The organism is Gordonia sp. NPDC003424 (assembly GCF_053588655.1).
This window is the reverse complement of sequence record NZ_JBSFQJ010000024.1, coordinates 18,151-33,165: the sequence shown is the minus strand read 5'-3', so window position 1 is coordinate 33,165 and position 15,015 is coordinate 18,151. Positions and strand designations below refer to the sequence as shown.

The 15,015-nt window shown below is 67.4% G+C and carries 20 protein-coding genes; 11 read left to right on the top strand and 9 right to left on the bottom strand.

The annotated features are described in order from the left end of the window. Window positions 1-30: 30 nt before the first annotated feature. Together dtd and ACWDTI_RS24460 are read right to left on the bottom strand one after the other, a co-directional pair. Window positions 31-483 (bottom strand): D-aminoacyl-tRNA deacylase, encoded by a 453-nt coding sequence (gene dtd / locus ACWDTI_RS24465; protein ID WP_449740727.1) that lies wholly within the window; start codon window positions 481-483, stop codon window positions 31-33. Between the two features lie 27 nt (window positions 484-510). Beyond that, the gene (locus ACWDTI_RS24460; protein ID WP_449740726.1) at window positions 511-939 is read right to left on the bottom strand and encodes a PPOX class F420-dependent oxidoreductase; all 429 of its coding nucleotides are present in this window, start codon (window positions 937-939) and stop codon (window positions 511-513) included. A 79-nt stretch (window positions 940-1,018) separates the two neighbouring features. Here ACWDTI_RS24460 and ACWDTI_RS24455 point away from each other — a divergent pair, with 79 nt between their 5' ends. Next, window positions 1,019-1,537, top strand: coding sequence for a flavodoxin domain-containing protein (locus tag ACWDTI_RS24455; protein ID WP_449740725.1), 519 nt, complete (start codon window positions 1,019-1,021; stop codon window positions 1,535-1,537). On the opposite strand, the gene ACWDTI_RS24450 is transcribed toward ACWDTI_RS24455, so the two are convergent. Both ACWDTI_RS24450 and ACWDTI_RS24445 read right to left on the bottom strand, forming a co-directional pair. After that, window positions 1,518-2,228, bottom strand: a complete 711-nt coding sequence (locus tag ACWDTI_RS24450) for an SIMPL domain-containing protein (protein WP_449740724.1) — start codon at window positions 2,226-2,228, stop codon at window positions 1,518-1,520. The two genes, ACWDTI_RS24455 and ACWDTI_RS24450, sit on opposite strands and share 20 nt — an antisense overlap. After that, a complete protein-coding gene (locus ACWDTI_RS24445; RefSeq protein ID WP_449740723.1) occupies window positions 2,225-2,620 on the bottom strand; it encodes a phage holin family protein in 396 nt (131 codons plus the stop codon). Before ACWDTI_RS24445 ends, ACWDTI_RS24450 begins: the two co-directional genes overlap by 4 nt. A 67-nt stretch (window positions 2,621-2,687) precedes the next feature. Between ACWDTI_RS24445 and ACWDTI_RS24440 the strand changes: the two genes are divergently transcribed. After that, window positions 2,688-3,902 carry an alpha/beta hydrolase family protein gene (locus tag ACWDTI_RS24440; RefSeq protein ID WP_449740722.1) on the top strand — a complete coding sequence of 405 codons (1,215 nt, stop codon included), beginning with the start codon at window positions 2,688-2,690 and terminating at the stop codon, window positions 3,900-3,902. A 1-nt stretch (window position 3,903) separates the two neighbouring features. On the opposite strand, the gene ACWDTI_RS24435 is transcribed toward ACWDTI_RS24440, so the two are convergent. The 3 genes from ACWDTI_RS24435 to ACWDTI_RS24425 all read right to left on the bottom strand — a co-directional run bounded on the left by ACWDTI_RS24435 (window position 3,904) and on the right by ACWDTI_RS24425 (window position 5,335). Further along, window positions 3,904-4,395: a hypothetical protein gene (locus ACWDTI_RS24435; RefSeq protein ID WP_449740721.1), complete on the bottom strand. Its 492-nt coding sequence runs from the start codon at window positions 4,393-4,395 to the stop codon at window positions 3,904-3,906. Continuing rightward, entirely contained in the window at window positions 4,392-4,748 is a 357-nt protein-coding gene (locus ACWDTI_RS24430; RefSeq protein WP_449740720.1) for an iron chaperone, read from the bottom strand. Before ACWDTI_RS24430 ends, ACWDTI_RS24435 begins: the two co-directional genes overlap by 4 nt. A 131-nt stretch (window positions 4,749-4,879) precedes the next feature. Next, window positions 4,880-5,335 (bottom strand): MarR family winged helix-turn-helix transcriptional regulator, encoded by a 456-nt coding sequence (locus ACWDTI_RS24425; protein WP_449740719.1) that lies wholly within the window; start codon window positions 5,333-5,335, stop codon window positions 4,880-4,882. 71 nt (window positions 5,336-5,406) lie between these two features. Between ACWDTI_RS24425 and ACWDTI_RS24420 the strand changes: the two genes are divergently transcribed. The 9 genes from ACWDTI_RS24420 (at window position 5,407) to truA (ending at window position 11,518) form a co-directional block, all read left to right on the top strand. Next, window positions 5,407-6,585 carry an FAD-dependent monooxygenase gene (locus ACWDTI_RS24420; RefSeq protein WP_449740718.1) on the top strand — a complete coding sequence of 393 codons (1,179 nt, stop codon included), beginning with the start codon at window positions 5,407-5,409 and terminating at the stop codon, window positions 6,583-6,585. Window positions 6,586-6,781: 196 nt separating this feature from the next. Then, window positions 6,782-7,003 carry a translation initiation factor IF-1 gene (gene infA, locus ACWDTI_RS24415; RefSeq protein WP_005170487.1) on the top strand — a complete coding sequence of 74 codons (222 nt, stop codon included), beginning with the start codon at window positions 6,782-6,784 and terminating at the stop codon, window positions 7,001-7,003. A gap of 77 nt (window positions 7,004-7,080) precedes the next feature. After that, window positions 7,081-7,194 (top strand): 50S ribosomal protein L36, encoded by a 114-nt coding sequence (gene rpmJ / locus ACWDTI_RS24410; protein WP_005207978.1) that lies wholly within the window; start codon window positions 7,081-7,083, stop codon window positions 7,192-7,194. Window positions 7,195-7,394: 200 nt separating this feature from the next. Beyond that, window positions 7,395-7,763, top strand: a complete 369-nt coding sequence (gene rpsM, locus ACWDTI_RS24405; protein ID WP_449740717.1) for a 30S ribosomal protein S13 — start codon at window positions 7,395-7,397, stop codon at window positions 7,761-7,763. Further along, on the top strand, window positions 7,763-8,170 hold the full coding sequence (gene rpsK / locus ACWDTI_RS24400; RefSeq protein ID WP_124710627.1) for a 30S ribosomal protein S11: 408 nt from the start codon (window positions 7,763-7,765) through the stop codon (window positions 8,168-8,170). The genes rpsM and rpsK overlap by 1 nt, the downstream gene beginning before the upstream one ends. A 23-nt stretch (window positions 8,171-8,193) precedes the next feature. After that, entirely contained in the window at window positions 8,194-8,799 is a 606-nt protein-coding gene (gene rpsD / locus ACWDTI_RS24395) for a 30S ribosomal protein S4 (protein ID WP_449740716.1), read from the top strand. A gap of 100 nt (window positions 8,800-8,899) precedes the next feature. Beyond that, entirely contained in the window at window positions 8,900-9,952 is a 1,053-nt protein-coding gene (locus ACWDTI_RS24390) for a DNA-directed RNA polymerase subunit alpha (protein ID WP_449740715.1), read from the top strand. 64 nt (window positions 9,953-10,016) lie between these two features. Next, on the top strand, window positions 10,017-10,628 hold the full coding sequence (rplQ, locus tag ACWDTI_RS24385; protein ID WP_449740714.1) for a 50S ribosomal protein L17: 612 nt from the start codon (window positions 10,017-10,019) through the stop codon (window positions 10,626-10,628). Window positions 10,629-10,639: 11 nt separating this feature from the next. Next, window positions 10,640-11,518 (top strand): tRNA pseudouridine(38-40) synthase TruA, encoded by an 879-nt coding sequence (gene truA / locus ACWDTI_RS24380; RefSeq protein ID WP_449740713.1) that lies wholly within the window; start codon window positions 10,640-10,642, stop codon window positions 11,516-11,518. A 41-nt stretch (window positions 11,519-11,559) separates the two neighbouring features. Here truA and ACWDTI_RS24375 read toward each other — a convergent pair whose 3' ends face one another. Continuing rightward, window positions 11,560-13,884, bottom strand: a complete 2,325-nt coding sequence (locus ACWDTI_RS24375; protein ID WP_449740712.1) for an MMPL family transporter — start codon at window positions 13,882-13,884, stop codon at window positions 11,560-11,562. A 138-nt stretch (window positions 13,885-14,022) separates the two neighbouring features. Continuing rightward, window positions 14,023-14,973: a hypothetical protein gene (locus ACWDTI_RS24370; RefSeq protein ID WP_449740711.1), complete on the bottom strand. Its 951-nt coding sequence runs from the start codon at window positions 14,971-14,973 to the stop codon at window positions 14,023-14,025. Window positions 14,974-15,015 lie beyond the last annotated feature (42 nt).

The window sequence follows — 15,015 nt, the reverse complement described above, 5'->3', positions numbered from 1 at the left end:
GGGTAGTGCCCGCGGTGCCCCGCGCCGGTGTCAGACGTCGAGGATCAGCGTGACCGGGCCGTCGTTGACCAGCCGCACCTGCATGTGGGCGCCGAAGATCCCGGTCGCGACGGTCGCCCCCAACGCGCGCAGTGCGGCGACGACCTCGTCGACCAGCGGCTCGGCCACCGGCCCCGGGGCCGCGGCGTTCCACGACGGTCGGCGTCCCTTGGCCGTGTTCGCGTGCAGGGTGAACTGGCTGATCACCAGAATCGGGGCATCGACGTCGGCGGCCGAGCGTTCCGGACCGTCGTCGGCCCCGTCGAGAATGCGCAGGCGCCAGATCTTGTCGGCGAGTCTGGCGGCCAGGTCCGCGGTGTCCTCGTGGGTGACCCCGATCAACGCGACGAGACCGTGCGAGCCGGAGGGGATGTCGAGTGCCCCGACGACCTCGCCGTCGACGACGACGGATGCCTCGGTGACCCGCTGGACGACAGCTCGCATGGCGACAAGCCTGCCAAACGGCCGGCGTCAGCCGCGCGCCTGCCCGTAGAAGCGCGACGGGCGGACGGTCAGGACCTGCCGGTGGTCGGCGATCATCGCTCGCGTGTAGTCGTCCCAGTCCTCGTGCTCGCCGTTGATCGTCCGATACAGGTCGATCAATGCGGTCATCGCCGGATCGCCGGGTTCGGACGCGACCGGAGTGAGCTCCGCGGTCCCTTCGAGAACCGCGTAGCTCCAGAAATCCGGGCTGGTCACGTACAACGAGACGCGCGGGTCGCGCAGCGCGTTGCGGGTCTTGGCGCGGTCGGCGGTCACCGAGATCCGCGCCACCTGCTCGTCGGGGTACCAGCCGTGCATCACGTTGGACAACTGTGGTCGGCCGTCACGTTTCACCGTGACCAGCACCGACTTCGTGGTCGAGGCGAACAGGGCGCGCAGGGAATCGTCTGAGGTCATATCTGTAGGCATACACCCGTGCGTCATGTCGGGCCGTTGTGCCCTGTCTGGCGGGCCGCGCCCGGAGGACGATCGAGTCATGAGCAAGATCCTCGTCGCCTATGCGACCAAGCACCATTCCACCGCGGAGATCGCCGAGGCCGTGGCCGCCGAGCTGCGCACACACGGGCTGGAGGTCGACTGCGCCGAGGTCGGCGACGCGACCATCTCCGGCCACGACGCGGTCGTGCTGGGCAGCGCCGTCTACACCGGTCGCTGGCGTCGGGAGGCGGTGTCGTTCCTCAAACACCACCGCGACGAACTGAGCCGAATGCCGTTCTGGGTCTTCAGTTCCGGGCCCGTCGGGGACAACGTCGACCAGGACCTGACCGAGAACTCCAAGTGGCTCGAACCGCGGAAGGTCCTCGACCTCGCCGACTCGCTGGGAATGCGCGGACACACCGTGTTCGGCGGTCGGATGCCGACGGAGCCGCACGGGTTCATCGAGAAGTCGATGGTCAAGAGCACGCCCGAAGAACTGCGTGACGCTCGTGACTGGGACCAGATCCGGCAGTGGGCGGCCGGCGTGGCCGCCGAACTCACGTCAGCGCGTACGTGACGGTCACCGAGAACGTCAGGGTCTGCTGACCGGGTTCGATCGGCACCGGCGCCGCAGCCACTGCGGAGTCTCTTTGCACCGTCGTCGGCTGTTCGGCACCGCTGGTCTGCTCGGTGATCGTCTGCACCTTGCCCAGTGAATCACCGGCCAGCGAGGCGTACTGTTCGGCGCGGGATCGCGCGTCGTCGAACGCTGCCTCACGGGCCTGCTTCATCAGGTCGGAGTCGTCGTCGATGGCGAAGGCGACGTTGCTGATTCGTGTGTTGTCGCCGCCCGCGGTGGCCGCTGCCGCCAGGATGGCCGACGCCTTGTCGAGGTCGCGGATGGTCACCCGGATCGTGTTGGTCGCCTGATAGCCGGAGATCTCGCTGCTGCTGCCCGGTGCGGGGCTGGTGTACTGCGGCGTCAGGTTCACCTGCTGGGTCTGGATGTCCTTGCGGTCGACGCCGGCCGCGACCACCGCGTCGGTCACCTTCTTGACCTGTGCGCTGGACTCGTTCAGCGCGCTCGAGACGTCGGCCGCGGTGGCCTCGACGCCGATGTCGGCGCGCAGGGTGTCAGGTGTGCCGGTGACCTTCCCGGACCCGACGACGGTCACCGTGCGCGGCTTGTCGCCGCCGCCGTCGCTGCCGCACCCGGCGATCGCCAGCACCGCGAGCCCGGTGGCGATCAGAGCGAGCAGACGCCTCATCGGACCGGTTCCTTCAGCAACATGTCGATGCCCCATCCGACGATCGAGATGACGATGGCACCCCAGATGGCCGACCAGAAGAAGCTGTCGACCTGCAGTCCCCAGTGCGTGGTGTTTCGCGTGATCCACGCGGTGATCTCCAGCATGAAGGCGTTGATCGCGATGTGGATGAGCCCCAGGGTCAGGATGTAGAGCGGGATCGAGAGGATCTGCACGATCGGTTTGATGAAGCCGTTCACGAGGCCGAAGACGAGCGAGACGAAGACCACCACACCGATCTGCTCGAGCGTCGTCGGGTTGTCGCCGTACACGAAGTCGAGGCCCGGCACGATCAGGGTGGCGATCCACAGCGCGAAACCGGTGAACGCGGAACGAATCAGGAAGGCTCTCATGGGGTCAGTCTGCCACCGCTGCCGGAATTCGCCCTCCGGCCCGGAGACCGCAAGGGATAGTGGTGCCATGCCATTGTTGTTCCACAGTGATCAGCACGATGAGTTCGGTACCTGGGCGCTCGCTTACATTCCCTACGGCGGAGCCGATTTCGGGGAGATCGAAGCGGTGGCCAAGCAGGTCGGCGACGGCGACGACGCCGCGTTCTACCGGGCGTGGGTGGAGCTCGGCGATCGTCTCGGCGCGGACGCGGAAACCGCTGTCGCTGCCGGGCATACCGATTCGGCCCGCGAGTTGTACCTGCGTGCCAGTGCGTACTACGCGTCGGCGTATCACCCCCTGTACGGCGCGCCCACCGACCCGCGCCTCGTCGAGGCGTTCGACAAGCAGGTGGCCGCCTTCGACGCCGGGCTCGCGATCGGGCCGGGCGCCGTGTCGCCCATCCGAATCCCGTACGAGGACACCACGTTGCCGGCCTATGTGATCCCGGCGCCGGGGCACGAGACCGAGAAGCGTCCGACGATCATCTTCACCAACGGTTACGACGCGACGATCACCGACATGTACTTCGCATCGGCGGTCGCCGCGCTGCGCCGCGGCTACCACTGCGTGCTGTTCGACGGACCCGGGCAGGGGGAGTTGCTCTACAAGCAGGGGATTCCGATGCGGCCGGACTGGGAGGCGGTCGTGACACCGGTGGTCGATGTGGTTGCGGCGCAACCGATCGTCGACGCCGGGGCGATCGTGTTGTCCGGTTGGAGCCTCGGCGGCTTCCTCGCCCCGCGGGCCGCGTCGGCAGAGCGACGTCTGGCCGCGCTGATCGCCGACCCGGGCGCGTGGAGCGTCGCCGACAGCGTGAAGGCGTTTGCGGCCGGCATGGGGGCGCCACCCGATTCGCTCGACCATCCCGACGCGATACCCCAGGACGTCCTCGACTCCATGACCGGCATCGTCGAGTCGAACCCGTCGCTGCGCTGGCGCATCATCAACCGCGGGTTCTGGGTCAACGGCGTCACCGACATGCGGGGATTCGTCGTGGCCTCGCTGCAGTATCACCTTCCCGACGACGCCACCATCGACTGCCCGGTCCTGTCGACCTCCGCGGAGAACGACATCCTCGGGGCCGGCGCCGACTCGTTCGTCCAGCGGGTCGGCGAGCACGCCACGCTGATGCGGTTCACCGCGGCCGAGGGTGCGGGGGAGCACTGCGAGATGACCAACCGGACCCTGCTCAATCGTCGGGTGCTCGACTGGCTCGACGACACCCTCGGACGCAACGGATAGGTCAGCGAAGCAACTCGATCAGCGCCACCCAGGAGATCCACACCCCGGTGACGATCGCCGACAGCGATCCGACGGCCACCCAGTAGTAGCCGTTCTCATTCCCGGTGATCAGCACGACCGCGCCGACGACGAACATCACCGGCGGAATGACGCACAGGGCCGACTTGAACGGGCGCAGCGCTCGCGGCTGGGTGGTGTCCTGGTAGATCCGCCGCACGGCGATCGATGCCATCACACCGACCGATACCGCACCGACGAGCAGTTCGACGCCCAGCGCCCACGCCGGCTGCCCGGGCATCAGTCCCAGGCACGAGGCGATGATCGCCAGCACCAGCGACCCGATCGCGGTGGCGGCCCGCGACGCCACCCCGGTCGAGGCCAGCACGCGTTCGACGTTCACCGAGATCGCGACGATGAGCAGGCCCGCCAGCGCCCCCGACACGCCCGCCATCGCCACGTTGAAGTCCTTGAAGGACTCCAGCGTCGCGCTCACCCGCGTCCCGCGGTGTCGATCTGGTCGCGGCGGGCGGTGACCAGCGCGCGGATCGCGTCGTCGGGCAACGGTTTTCCCGGTGGAAACCGCACGGTGCCCTTGGCGTGCTCGAAGCCGTCGAGCATCGGAGCGGCCGCCGCCACCGGGTCCTGGCCGAACGGGTAGACGCCGAAATGCTTCTTCGCGCGCATCACCGACAGGAGCGGCTTGCCGTGATAGATGAGGGCGGGCATGCCGTAGCCCTTGCCCTGTTCGACGTCGGGGACCAGTTTGCGCGCGATCGTGTAGACCCGATCGATCTCGGTACGGTCGTCGGGGTCGAGTTGATCAAGATAGTCATCGATGGTGCCCATGACCGGCCTCTCGAGTCGTGTCTCGTGGTCGCACTGCGAGAACTGCATGCCCGCTCGCCCAAGCGCGCTCACATCGGTGTCATACGACAATAATCTCCTCGTCCGGCCGATCTCGGCGCGTTTGCGCGGAGTCATCCCTCCAGCCGCGCGCGGTGCCGGTCGGTCAGGTCGGTCATCCCTCGCAGAAGCGCGCTGAGCGCATCGAGTTGTTCGGCCGAATGGTCGTCGAACAGCGTTTGGCCCTCGGTCACCATCGGCCCGTAGCATTCCCAAACCCTTTGCCGCCCTTCGTCTGTCAGCTCGACGAGCACGCGGCGACGGTCGGCGGGGTCCGGCGTTCGTCGCACGAAGCCCTTCTCGGTGAGCCGGTCGATCAGGGCGGTCGTCGCGGCCGGTCGCAACCCGGTGGCGGTCGCGAGCTCGCCGGCCGTGCGGGATTCCTCGCTCAGCCAATCCAGACAGCGCAGATCGGCCGGTCCGACCCCGAGGTGACGTCCGACGGCGTCGTCGAAGGATTCCACGGTCCGTTGATACCGCTGCATGGCACGACCGATGTCGTCGATGGCGTCTTGACGGGAGCGTGACACCGTGCTTTCCTTTCGATATTCGAATAGTTCGAGAATCGAATCTTACGAGTATCGTACGGAAGGATGATCCCATGAAGGCAGTGATCGTCGGTGGGGGAATCGCCGGGCCGGCCACCGCGATGGCGTTGCAGGCCGTCGGCATCGACTGCGTCGTGCTCGAGGCGAAATCGGAGACCGACCGGAACGCCGGGTCGTGGTTCACGATCTCGCCGAACGGGCTGGCCGCGCTCGACGTCGTCGGCGCCCTCGACCCGGTACGGCATCTGGGTGTGTCCACGCGGCGCAACGTCATGGTCGGCGCCACCGGCCGGGAACTGGGTGTGCTGCCGCTGGGTGCTCCGCTGCCCGACGGCACCCCGGCGCTCTCGTTCAAACGTCCCCGGCTGGCCGCCGCACTCGCCGACGAGGTGCGCCGGCGGGGGATCGACCTGCGGGGCGGGTCTCGCGTGCGGTCGGTGACCGACCATGGTGACGGGGTGTCGGTGACGCTCGACGACGGATCGCACCTCGACGGCGACCTGGTCATCGGTGCCGACGGGATCGGTTCTGTCGTCCGGACCGCGATCGATCCGGCGGCTCCCCGTGGCCGCTATGTCGGGCTCACCAACTTCGGTGGGGTCACCGCCGGGTCGGCGACAACCGGCGAGCTGCCGTCGGAGTCCTGGTACTTCGTGTTCGGGCACCGCGCGTTCTTCGGCGCCCTGCCGACCCCGTCCGGTGACGTCGTCTGGTTCGTCAACGTGCCGCAGGACCCGATCAGCGAGTCAGCACGGGCGCAGACGACCGAGGCGCAATGGCGGGAACGCCTCGCCGCACTGGCCGAGGCCGACGCCGGCCCGTTCGCCGCCCTCATCCGCGACGGCATCCTGGAACTCGCCGCGGACAACACCTACGACCTGCCGACCGTGCCGGTCTGGCACCGCGGACGGCTCGGACTCGTCGGCGATGCCATCCATGCGCCGGCACCGAGCTCCGGCCAGGGCGCGTCGATGGCGCTCGAGGATGCCGTGGTGATGGCGTCGTCGCTGGCCGGGGCCACGACCGTCGAGGACGGTTTCGTCGGGTTCGAAACGGCCCGGCGCTCCCGGGTGGAGAAGATCGTCGCCGTCGGTGCGCGGTCGAGCAGCACCAAGACACCGAGCGGGCTCGGCCGTGTGCTCAACGACACCGTGATGCGGATGATCTTCCGCTACGTCGTCACCGAGCGCTCGCAGCGGTGGATGTTCGACCATCGCGTGGCCCTTGGGTGACCGGCGGTTTGGACTGTTCTCGCAGTTCGCGTAATATAGAACGTCGGTGTGCGTCGCACGCCGTTTTCGCCATGTCGTCTGGCATGGCCGAGGCGGTGCGCGTTGCCATCACCCTAACGGATAAACACGGTTTCAACCCGGCTTCGCATTCGCGATCCACCTGATCGCGGGGGATGAAGCCAGGATCGCGGAGGACATGGCGAAAAAAGACGGGGCCATCGAGGTCGAGGGACGAGTCATCGAACCCCTGCCCAATGCGATGTTTCGCATTGAGCTGGAGAACGGTCACAAGGTTCTCGCCCACATCAGCGGCAAGATGCGGCAGCACTACATCCGCATCCTGCCCGAGGACCGGGTCGTCGTGGAACTCTCGCCCTATGACCTGGGTCGTGGGCGCATCGTTTATCGGTACAAGTAGGACTTCCTTCCCCGAACACGGGTGAGGACAACTCGGGCGCGGCTTTGTCGTGCCCGGACATTCAAGGAGAAGCGGACGTGAAGGTTCAGCCGAGCGTCAAGCCGATCTGCGAGAAGTGCAAGGTGATCCGCCGCAACGGTCGGGTCATGGTGATCTGCGAGAACCTGCGTCACAAGCAGCGTCAGGGCTGATCACTCGCAACCCTCCGGGTCGCTTGAGAAACCCACAACTGAATATCGACAACCAGAGCTGAACAGAACTTTGTGAAGCCCTCCTGGCACCAGCACCGACATACGGGTCGGCGCCCACCTCCGGTTCAGAGGCCGGAGCCCTCCGCAGAGTGAGGGGCGGACCAGGAGCAGACCTCTGAGAAGTGAAGGAAATCCGCCACATGGCACGTGTTGCTGGTGTGGATCTCCCCCGCGAGAAGCGGCTGGAGATCGCACTGACCTACATCTATGGAGTTGGGCGTACCACCTCCAAGGAGATCCTCGACGCCACCGGGCTGAGCCCCGACCTGCGCGCCAAGGATCTCACCGACGCAGACGTTTCCAAGCTGCGTGAGTACATCGAGGCATCGGTGAAGGTCGAGGGTGACCTGCGCCGCGAGGTGCAGGCCGACATCCGTCGCAAGATCGAGATCGGCTGCTACCAGGGTCTGCGCCACCGTCGTGGCCTGCCCGTGCGTGGACAGCGCACCAAGACCAACGCCCGTACTCGTAAGGGCCCGAAGAAGACCATCGCCGGGAAGAAGAAGTAATGCCTCCGAAGTCACGTAGCGCAGGCCCGAAGAAGGGCGCACGCCGTCGCGATAAGAAGAACGTCCCGCACGGCAACGCACACATCAAGTCGACGTTCAACAACACCATCGTCTCGATCAGCGACCCCAACGGCAACGTCATCAGCTGGGCGTCGTCGGGTCACGTCGGTTTCAAGGGCTCGCGCAAGAGCACCCCGTTCGCGGCTCAGCTCGCGGCCGAGAACGCTGCGCGCAAGGCCCAGGAACACGGCGTCAAGAAGGTCGACGTGTTCGTCAAGGGACCGGGTTCGGGTCGTGAGACCGCCATCCGGTCGCTGCAGGCCGCCGGCCTCGAGGTCGGCACCATCTCCGATGTCACCCCCCAGCCGCACAACGGCTGCCGTCCGCCCAAGCGGCGTCGGGTCTAGCGGGAAGGTAAGGAACTAGAAACATGGCTCGTTATACCGGCCCCGCAACCAAGAAGTCCCGTCGTCTGCGCGTCGACCTCGTCGGCGGAGACCAGGCGTTCGAACGTCGCCCCTACCCGCCCGGCCAGCACGGCCGCGCGCGGATCAAGGAGAGCGAATACCTGCTCCAGCTGCAGGAGAAGCAGAAGGCCCGCTTCACCTACGGCGTGATGGAAAAGCAGTTCCGTCGCTACTACGAAGAGGCCAACCGTCGCACCGGCAAGACCGGTGACGAGTTGCTCCGCATCCTGGAGACCCGCCTCGACAACGTCGTGTACCGCGCCGGACTGGCCCGGACCCGTCGTCAGGCCCGCCAGATGGTCACCCACGGTCACCTCACCGTCAACGGTGTGCGTGTCGACGTGCCCAGCTACCGCGTGAGCCAGTACGACATCATCGACGTCCGTCCGAAGTCGCTGCAGACCGTGCCGTTCCAGATCGCCAAGGAGATCCAGGGCGACCGTCCGGTTCCGGGTTGGCTGCAGGTGGTTCCGTCGACACTGCGCATCCTCGTGCACAACGTGCCCGAGCGTGCCCAGATCGACGTGCCGCTGTCCGAGCAGCTCATCGTCGAGTTCTACTCGAAGTAATCGCCCGACCCGTCACAGCAAGACAAGCCAAGCAGCACAAGCTGTTTCGGTTCACCTCGAGGCCGTCAAATAGCGGGCGGCCAAAGGAGAAAAACACAGAATGCTCATCTCACAGCGACCCACCCTCACCGAGGAGATCATCGCCGACAACCGGTCGAAGTTCGTCATCGAACCGCTCGAGCCCGGCTTCGGTTACACCCTCGGCAACTCGCTGCGCCGTACCCTGCTCTCGTCGATCCCCGGAGCTGCGATCACCAGCATCCGCATCGACGGTGTCCTGCACGAGTTCACCACCGTACCCGGGGTCAAGGAAGACGTCACCGACATCATCCTGAACCTCAAGGGCCTCGTGGTCAGCTCCGAAGAGGACGAGCCGGTCACCATGTACGTGCGCAAGCAGGGTCCGGGCACCGTCACCGGCGCCGACATCGTGCCCCCGGCCGGTGTCACCGTGCACAACCCTGACCTGCACATCGCCACCCTGAACGACAAGGGCAAGCTCGAGATCGAGCTCGTCGTCGAGCGGGGCCGCGGCTATGTGCCGGCCGTGCAGAACAAGGCGTCGGGTGCCGAGATCGGCCGGATTCCGGTCGACTCGATCTACTCGCCGGTGCTCAAGGTGACCTACAAGGTCGAGGCCACCCGTGTCGAGCAGCGCACCGACTTCGATCGGCTCGTGCTCGATGTGGAGACCAAGAACTCGATCACCGCACGCGACGCGCTCGCTTCGGCGGGCAAGACCCTGGTCGAGCTGTTCGGGCTCGCCCGGGAGCTCAACGTCGAGGCGGAGGGTATCGAGATCGGTCCGTCGCCGGCCGAGGCCGACCACCTGCAGTCGTTCAGCCTGCCGATCGAGGATCTGGAGCTGACCGTTCGGTCCTACAACTGCCTGAAGCGCGAGGGTGTGCACACCGTCGGCGAGCTGGTGGCCCGGACCGAGTCGGATCTCCTCGACATCCGCAACTTCGGCCAGAAGTCGATCGACGAGGTGAAGGTCAAGTTGCACGCGCTGGGTCTGTCGCTCAAGGACAGCCCGGCCAGCTTCGACCCGTCGCAGGTTGCCGGTTACGACCCGGCCACCGGCACCTGGTCGGAGGATGCCGCATTCAGTGACGACGCCGGTGAGGACTACGCCGAGACCGAGCAGCTGTAAGGCTTGTCGACCCAAACCCTGACTTCCGGTCGTGAGATCGTGAGTTTCTTCTAGGAGAAGAGAAATGCCCAAGCCCACCAAGGGTGCCCGCCTCGGCGGGTCGGCCAGCCACCAGAAAGCGATGCTGGCGAACCTCGCCACGTCGCTCTTCGAGCACGGCCGTATCACCACCACCGAAGCGAAGGCGAAGCGGCTGCGCCCGTACGCCGAGAAGCTGATCACCCACGCGAAGGCCGGCTCGCTGGCCAATCGTCGTGAGGTGATGAAGGACATCCGCGACAAGGATGTCGTGCACACCCTGTTCGCCGAGATCGGTCCGTTCTTCGCGGATCGTCCGGGCGGCTACACCCGCATCATCAAGACGCTGCCGCGCAAGGGCGACAACGCCCCGATGGCCGTGATCGAGCTGGTGCGTGAGAACACCGCGTCGACCGAGGCCAACCGCGCGACCCGTGCGGCCGCGTCGAAGAAGGCCGCCGCCGAGGCTGCTGCCGTCGACGAGGCCGACGACACCAACGTCGTCGCCGAGGTCGAGGCCGAGGCTTCCGACGAGGCCGTCGCCAACGCGGACGCGGTCGCCGAGGCCGTCACCGACGAGTCGGCAGCCGTCGCGGCCGCCGACGAGGCGGAGGCTCCCGCAGCCGACGCCGACGGTGAGAAGAAGTCGGACGACTGAGTCCAGAACAGTTGACAGAACCCGCCGTCACCGATTCCGGTGACGGCGGGTTCTGCCGTCTGCGCCTCGACATCTCCTACGACGGCACCGATTTCGCCGGTTGGGCGCGGCAGATCGGTCAGCGGACGGTGTGCGAGACGCTGGAGACCACCCTTGCGACCGTGCTGCGGGTCCCGGTGCGGCTCACGGTCGCCGGACGCACCGATGCCGGCGTGCACGCCACCGGCCAGGTCGCGCACGCCGACGTCCCGGAATCGGCGTTGAACACCCGGTCGATCGCCGGCGACCCGTCGACGCTCGTGGGCCGGCTGGGCAAGATGTTGCCCGACGACGTCCGGGTGCGGGAGATCGTCCGGGTGAGCGGGCATTTCGACGCGCGGTTCTCCGCGCTGCGCCGCCACTACGTCTACCGGCTCACCGACGCGCGGTGGGGAGCCGAGCCCATCCACGCACGCGCCACCGCGGTGTGGCGGCGACCGTTGGACGTCGATGCGATGAACTCGGCGTCGTCGACGTTGTTGGGTCTCAACGATTTCGCCGCTTTCTGCCGCCGACGTGACGGAGCGACGACGATCCGCGATCTGCAACGCTTCGATTGGCGCCGCGACGACGAGGGGGTGCTCGTCGGCCGGGTCAGTGCGGATGCGTTCTGCTGGTCGATGGTGCGGTCGCTGGTCGGCGCGGTGGCCAGCGTGGGCGACGGACGCCGCGACATCGACTGGTGCCGTGGACTTCTCGAGGAGCGAGAACGCAATAGCAAGATCCCCGTCGCGGACGCCCGCGGGCTGTGCCTGACCGGCGTCGACTATCCCGCCGACGACGACCTCGCGGCCCGCAACGAGGTCACCCGCGACCTGCGCACCTCGACCGGTGGCTGCTGCGGGGGCTGACCCGCGCTGTCTCGGCAGCCGATCGGGCCGGCGCCGCTGCGCTATTCGACATCGGCGGTCCTCGCGAGCAGCGCCAGGTCGGGAGTTCTGATCGCCCGGACCGGAGCCGACTCCCGAAGGCCCACATGCTGATGCAGCCACGCCAGCGGTGCGGGCGCCCACCAGCTGAACCGGCCCAGCAGGCCCATCACCGCCGGCAGCAGTACCATCCGGACGAGCGTCGCGTCGACCAGAACCGCCAGTGGCAGGCCGACCCCGAAGACCCGCATGATGGAGACCTGGGCGCTGCCCATAGATCCGAAGGTCACCACCATCAGGAGTGCGGCGGCGGTGACCACACGCCCGGTATGGGCCAGGCCGCGGGCGATGGCCTCGGTGTTGTCGGCGCGGGTCTTCGCGGAACCCGCCCAATACTCGCGCATTCGTGACACGACGAAGAGCTGGTAGTCCATCGCCAGTCCGAAAGCCATGCAGAACAACAGCATCGGGACACTCGCCGACAACGTGCCGATGGTGGTGGTGCCGAAGCCGCCCAGGTGTCCGTCCTGGAAGATCCACACCAGCGCGCCGAACGCGGCCGTCAGCGACAGCACGTTGAGCAGCAGCGTCACCACCGGCAACACCAGGCTGCCGGTGAAGAGGAACACGATGACGAAGGTGACCGCGGCGATCAGTGAAACAACAAGTGGCAGTGTGGAAGTGACCGCCTCACCGCTGTCGCGATTGAGTTGGGCCCAACCGCCGAAGAGCACCTGCCGGCCGTCGGGCGGTGTGACGGCGTGCAGGTGGTCGAGCTGGTGCTCGGATGCCGGCGAGTACAGCGGGGCGACCGATCCGACGGTCAGGTAGGCGGCATCGCCACGGATCTCGGTCGGCAGGGCGGCCGGACCCACCCGATGGCCGCCGCGATACGTCCCGCTCGGCACCGACACCGCCGACACGTCGGCGACTCGTGAGAGATCGGCGGCGTACCCGTCGAGTGCGCCGACCGGCAGGCCGGCGACGTTCGGGACGGTGATCACCACCGAGTTGCCCACCGCGGCGGTGTCGAACTCCGAGCGCAATTGATCGCCGACCTGACGCACGTCGGCCGACGGCGGCAGCAGCCGGTCGTCGGGGAACCCGAACTTGATGCCGAGGAACGGTGCGCCGGCCGCGAGCAGGGCCACCGTGACGCCCAGCGCCACCGGGATGGCCCGCCGCATGACGCCCTTCGACCAGCGGTACCAGGCGGTCTGGTCGATGGGTGCCGGCGTCGGCGCCGGCCGACCGAGAACGCGCCGGATCAGTCGTCGGAGATCCCACGCGTCCAGCCGAGTACCGAGCAGCACCAGCACGGCCGGGGTCAGCACCAGTGCCGCGCCGGCCGCCAGCGCGACCACCGCCACGCCGGCATACGCGAACGACTTGAGGAAGTAGATGGGGAAGCACACCATCGTCGCCATCGCGAGTGCCACGGTGACCGCCGAGAACGCGACCGTCCGGCCCGCCGTGGACATGGTGATCAGCAGTGCGCGTTCGCGGTCCGGGTTCTCGGCGAGTTCGGTACGGAACCGGTTGACGATCAGCAGTGTGTAGTCGATTGCCAGCGCCAGCCCCATGGCCAGAACGAGATTGAGGGCGAAGATCGAGACATCGGTGACCGCGGCGATGCCGCGGAGCACGGCCATCGACCCGACGATGGCGAACATCCCGACGACCAACGGCAAAGCGGCGGCGAACACGCCGCCGAACACCCAGATCAGGATCACGAAGCTCAGCGGCATCGCGATCGTCTCCATGACGGCGAGGTCCTTCTTGGACTGATCGACGGTCGCGACCAGCGCGGCGCCGGCGCCACCGGTGCGGACGGTGACCCCGTCGAAGGTGGGCAGCATGGCCTGGATGTCGGCGGCGTGGCGCTGCGCGGTGGTCTCGTCGCCGGTCAGACCGGCCACCACCAGGCCGATCCTGCCGTCGCGGCTGATCAACGCGGTCGGCGACTGCGGCGGTGCGGCCCACGCCGACTGCAGGCCCGTCACATACGGCAGGCCGTCGAGCCTCCGGGTGATCTCGGTGCCGTCGGCACGCGCGGCGGGGCTCATCGCACCGTCGGCACGGTCCTCGACGGTGACCGCCAATTGTGTTCCGCCGATACCGAATTGGTGGGCCATCAAGTCTGAGGCGCGCGACGACTCGGCCGCGGGATCCTGGAATCCGCCGTTGGACAACTCATGTGCGACGGGCGCGCCGAACAGCCCGGTCGCCACCATCACCGCTAGTGCACCCGCGACGATCCACCACGGGCCGCGCAGGGCCCAACGTCCGATCACCGTCAGTGGCGCCACACCGGGACGTCGGTCGTGGCGCGTCGTCGTCGCAGCCATGTACGAAGTCTGCTGTCGACGAACTCGCAGGTCGCGCGTAGTGCACTACTCGATTACCGCGCGGCATCACCCGCCGCAACCTCGTGAGCGTCGGTGGCAAACTCGCGCGTGCCGATCTGGGAACCGGGCTGTGGACGACTATCCCGCCGACGACCATCCCGCCGACGCCGGGCTCAACGCGCCTGCTCGGGCGGCCTTCTTGGGTGGCGCGCTGGTGACCGGCTCCGGCACACGGCGATTCTTGACCGCGTCGGTGATCACATCGCCCACCGCGTTGAGGACCTGGTTGAAGCTCTCGGCGCCGGCCTTGCGGGCCAGGTCCGGGTTGCCGGTGGTGGCCAGGGTGTTCGCGGCCTTGTCGGCCGTGGCGGCACCGCCGATCAGCATCATCTCCGGCACCACATATCCCACGGTCCATCCGATGTTGACGGCGTTGACCGCAGCGGCCTGCGCCCTGGTCCGGGGAGTCGTGAGGTCCGGCGGGTTCAGCATCATCGGGGTCTTGACGGCCGCCAGAAGCCGGGTGCGCCCTGCGTCATAGGCTGCGCCGACCTGTTCGGGTGTGCCACCCGAACGTGCGGTGTCGATGACATTCATCGTCTCGATGGCTGCCACGCCCCACACGTTCTTGACCTTCGGCACCACCAGGAGGATGTCGTGACCGAACATGTCGGTGATCCCGGCGCTCGCCGGACCGGTCACCGATGCCAGCGCGGTGCCCTTTGCCCGGGCATCGGATCCGGTCTGCGCCAGCGTCGCGGAGTACACACCGGGAGCGCGCACCGTCGCGGTCGACACGTTGACCGCGAACTTGAGCATCGGCGGGCACAGGAGTACGCAGTAGTCCCACTGGTTTTTCACCATCCCCAAGATGATGGCTCCCGGTGGCGGGCCGGCGACCGGCCGTGGCACGAGGTCGACGGTCGGCTGGGGTACGAGGCCGAGGGTCGGCTGAGGCGCGAGGCTGACGGTCGGCGACAGCCTGATCTCGGCTGCCGACGCCAGACCCGGACTCCCCAGTGCCACACCGGTCGACGCCGCGAGAATGGCGACGATCGGCAGGATGCGAATACTTCTCAGCCACTTCATCGGGACTCCCAAAGTACGGTGCGTGCAGCAGGGGCAGTGTCT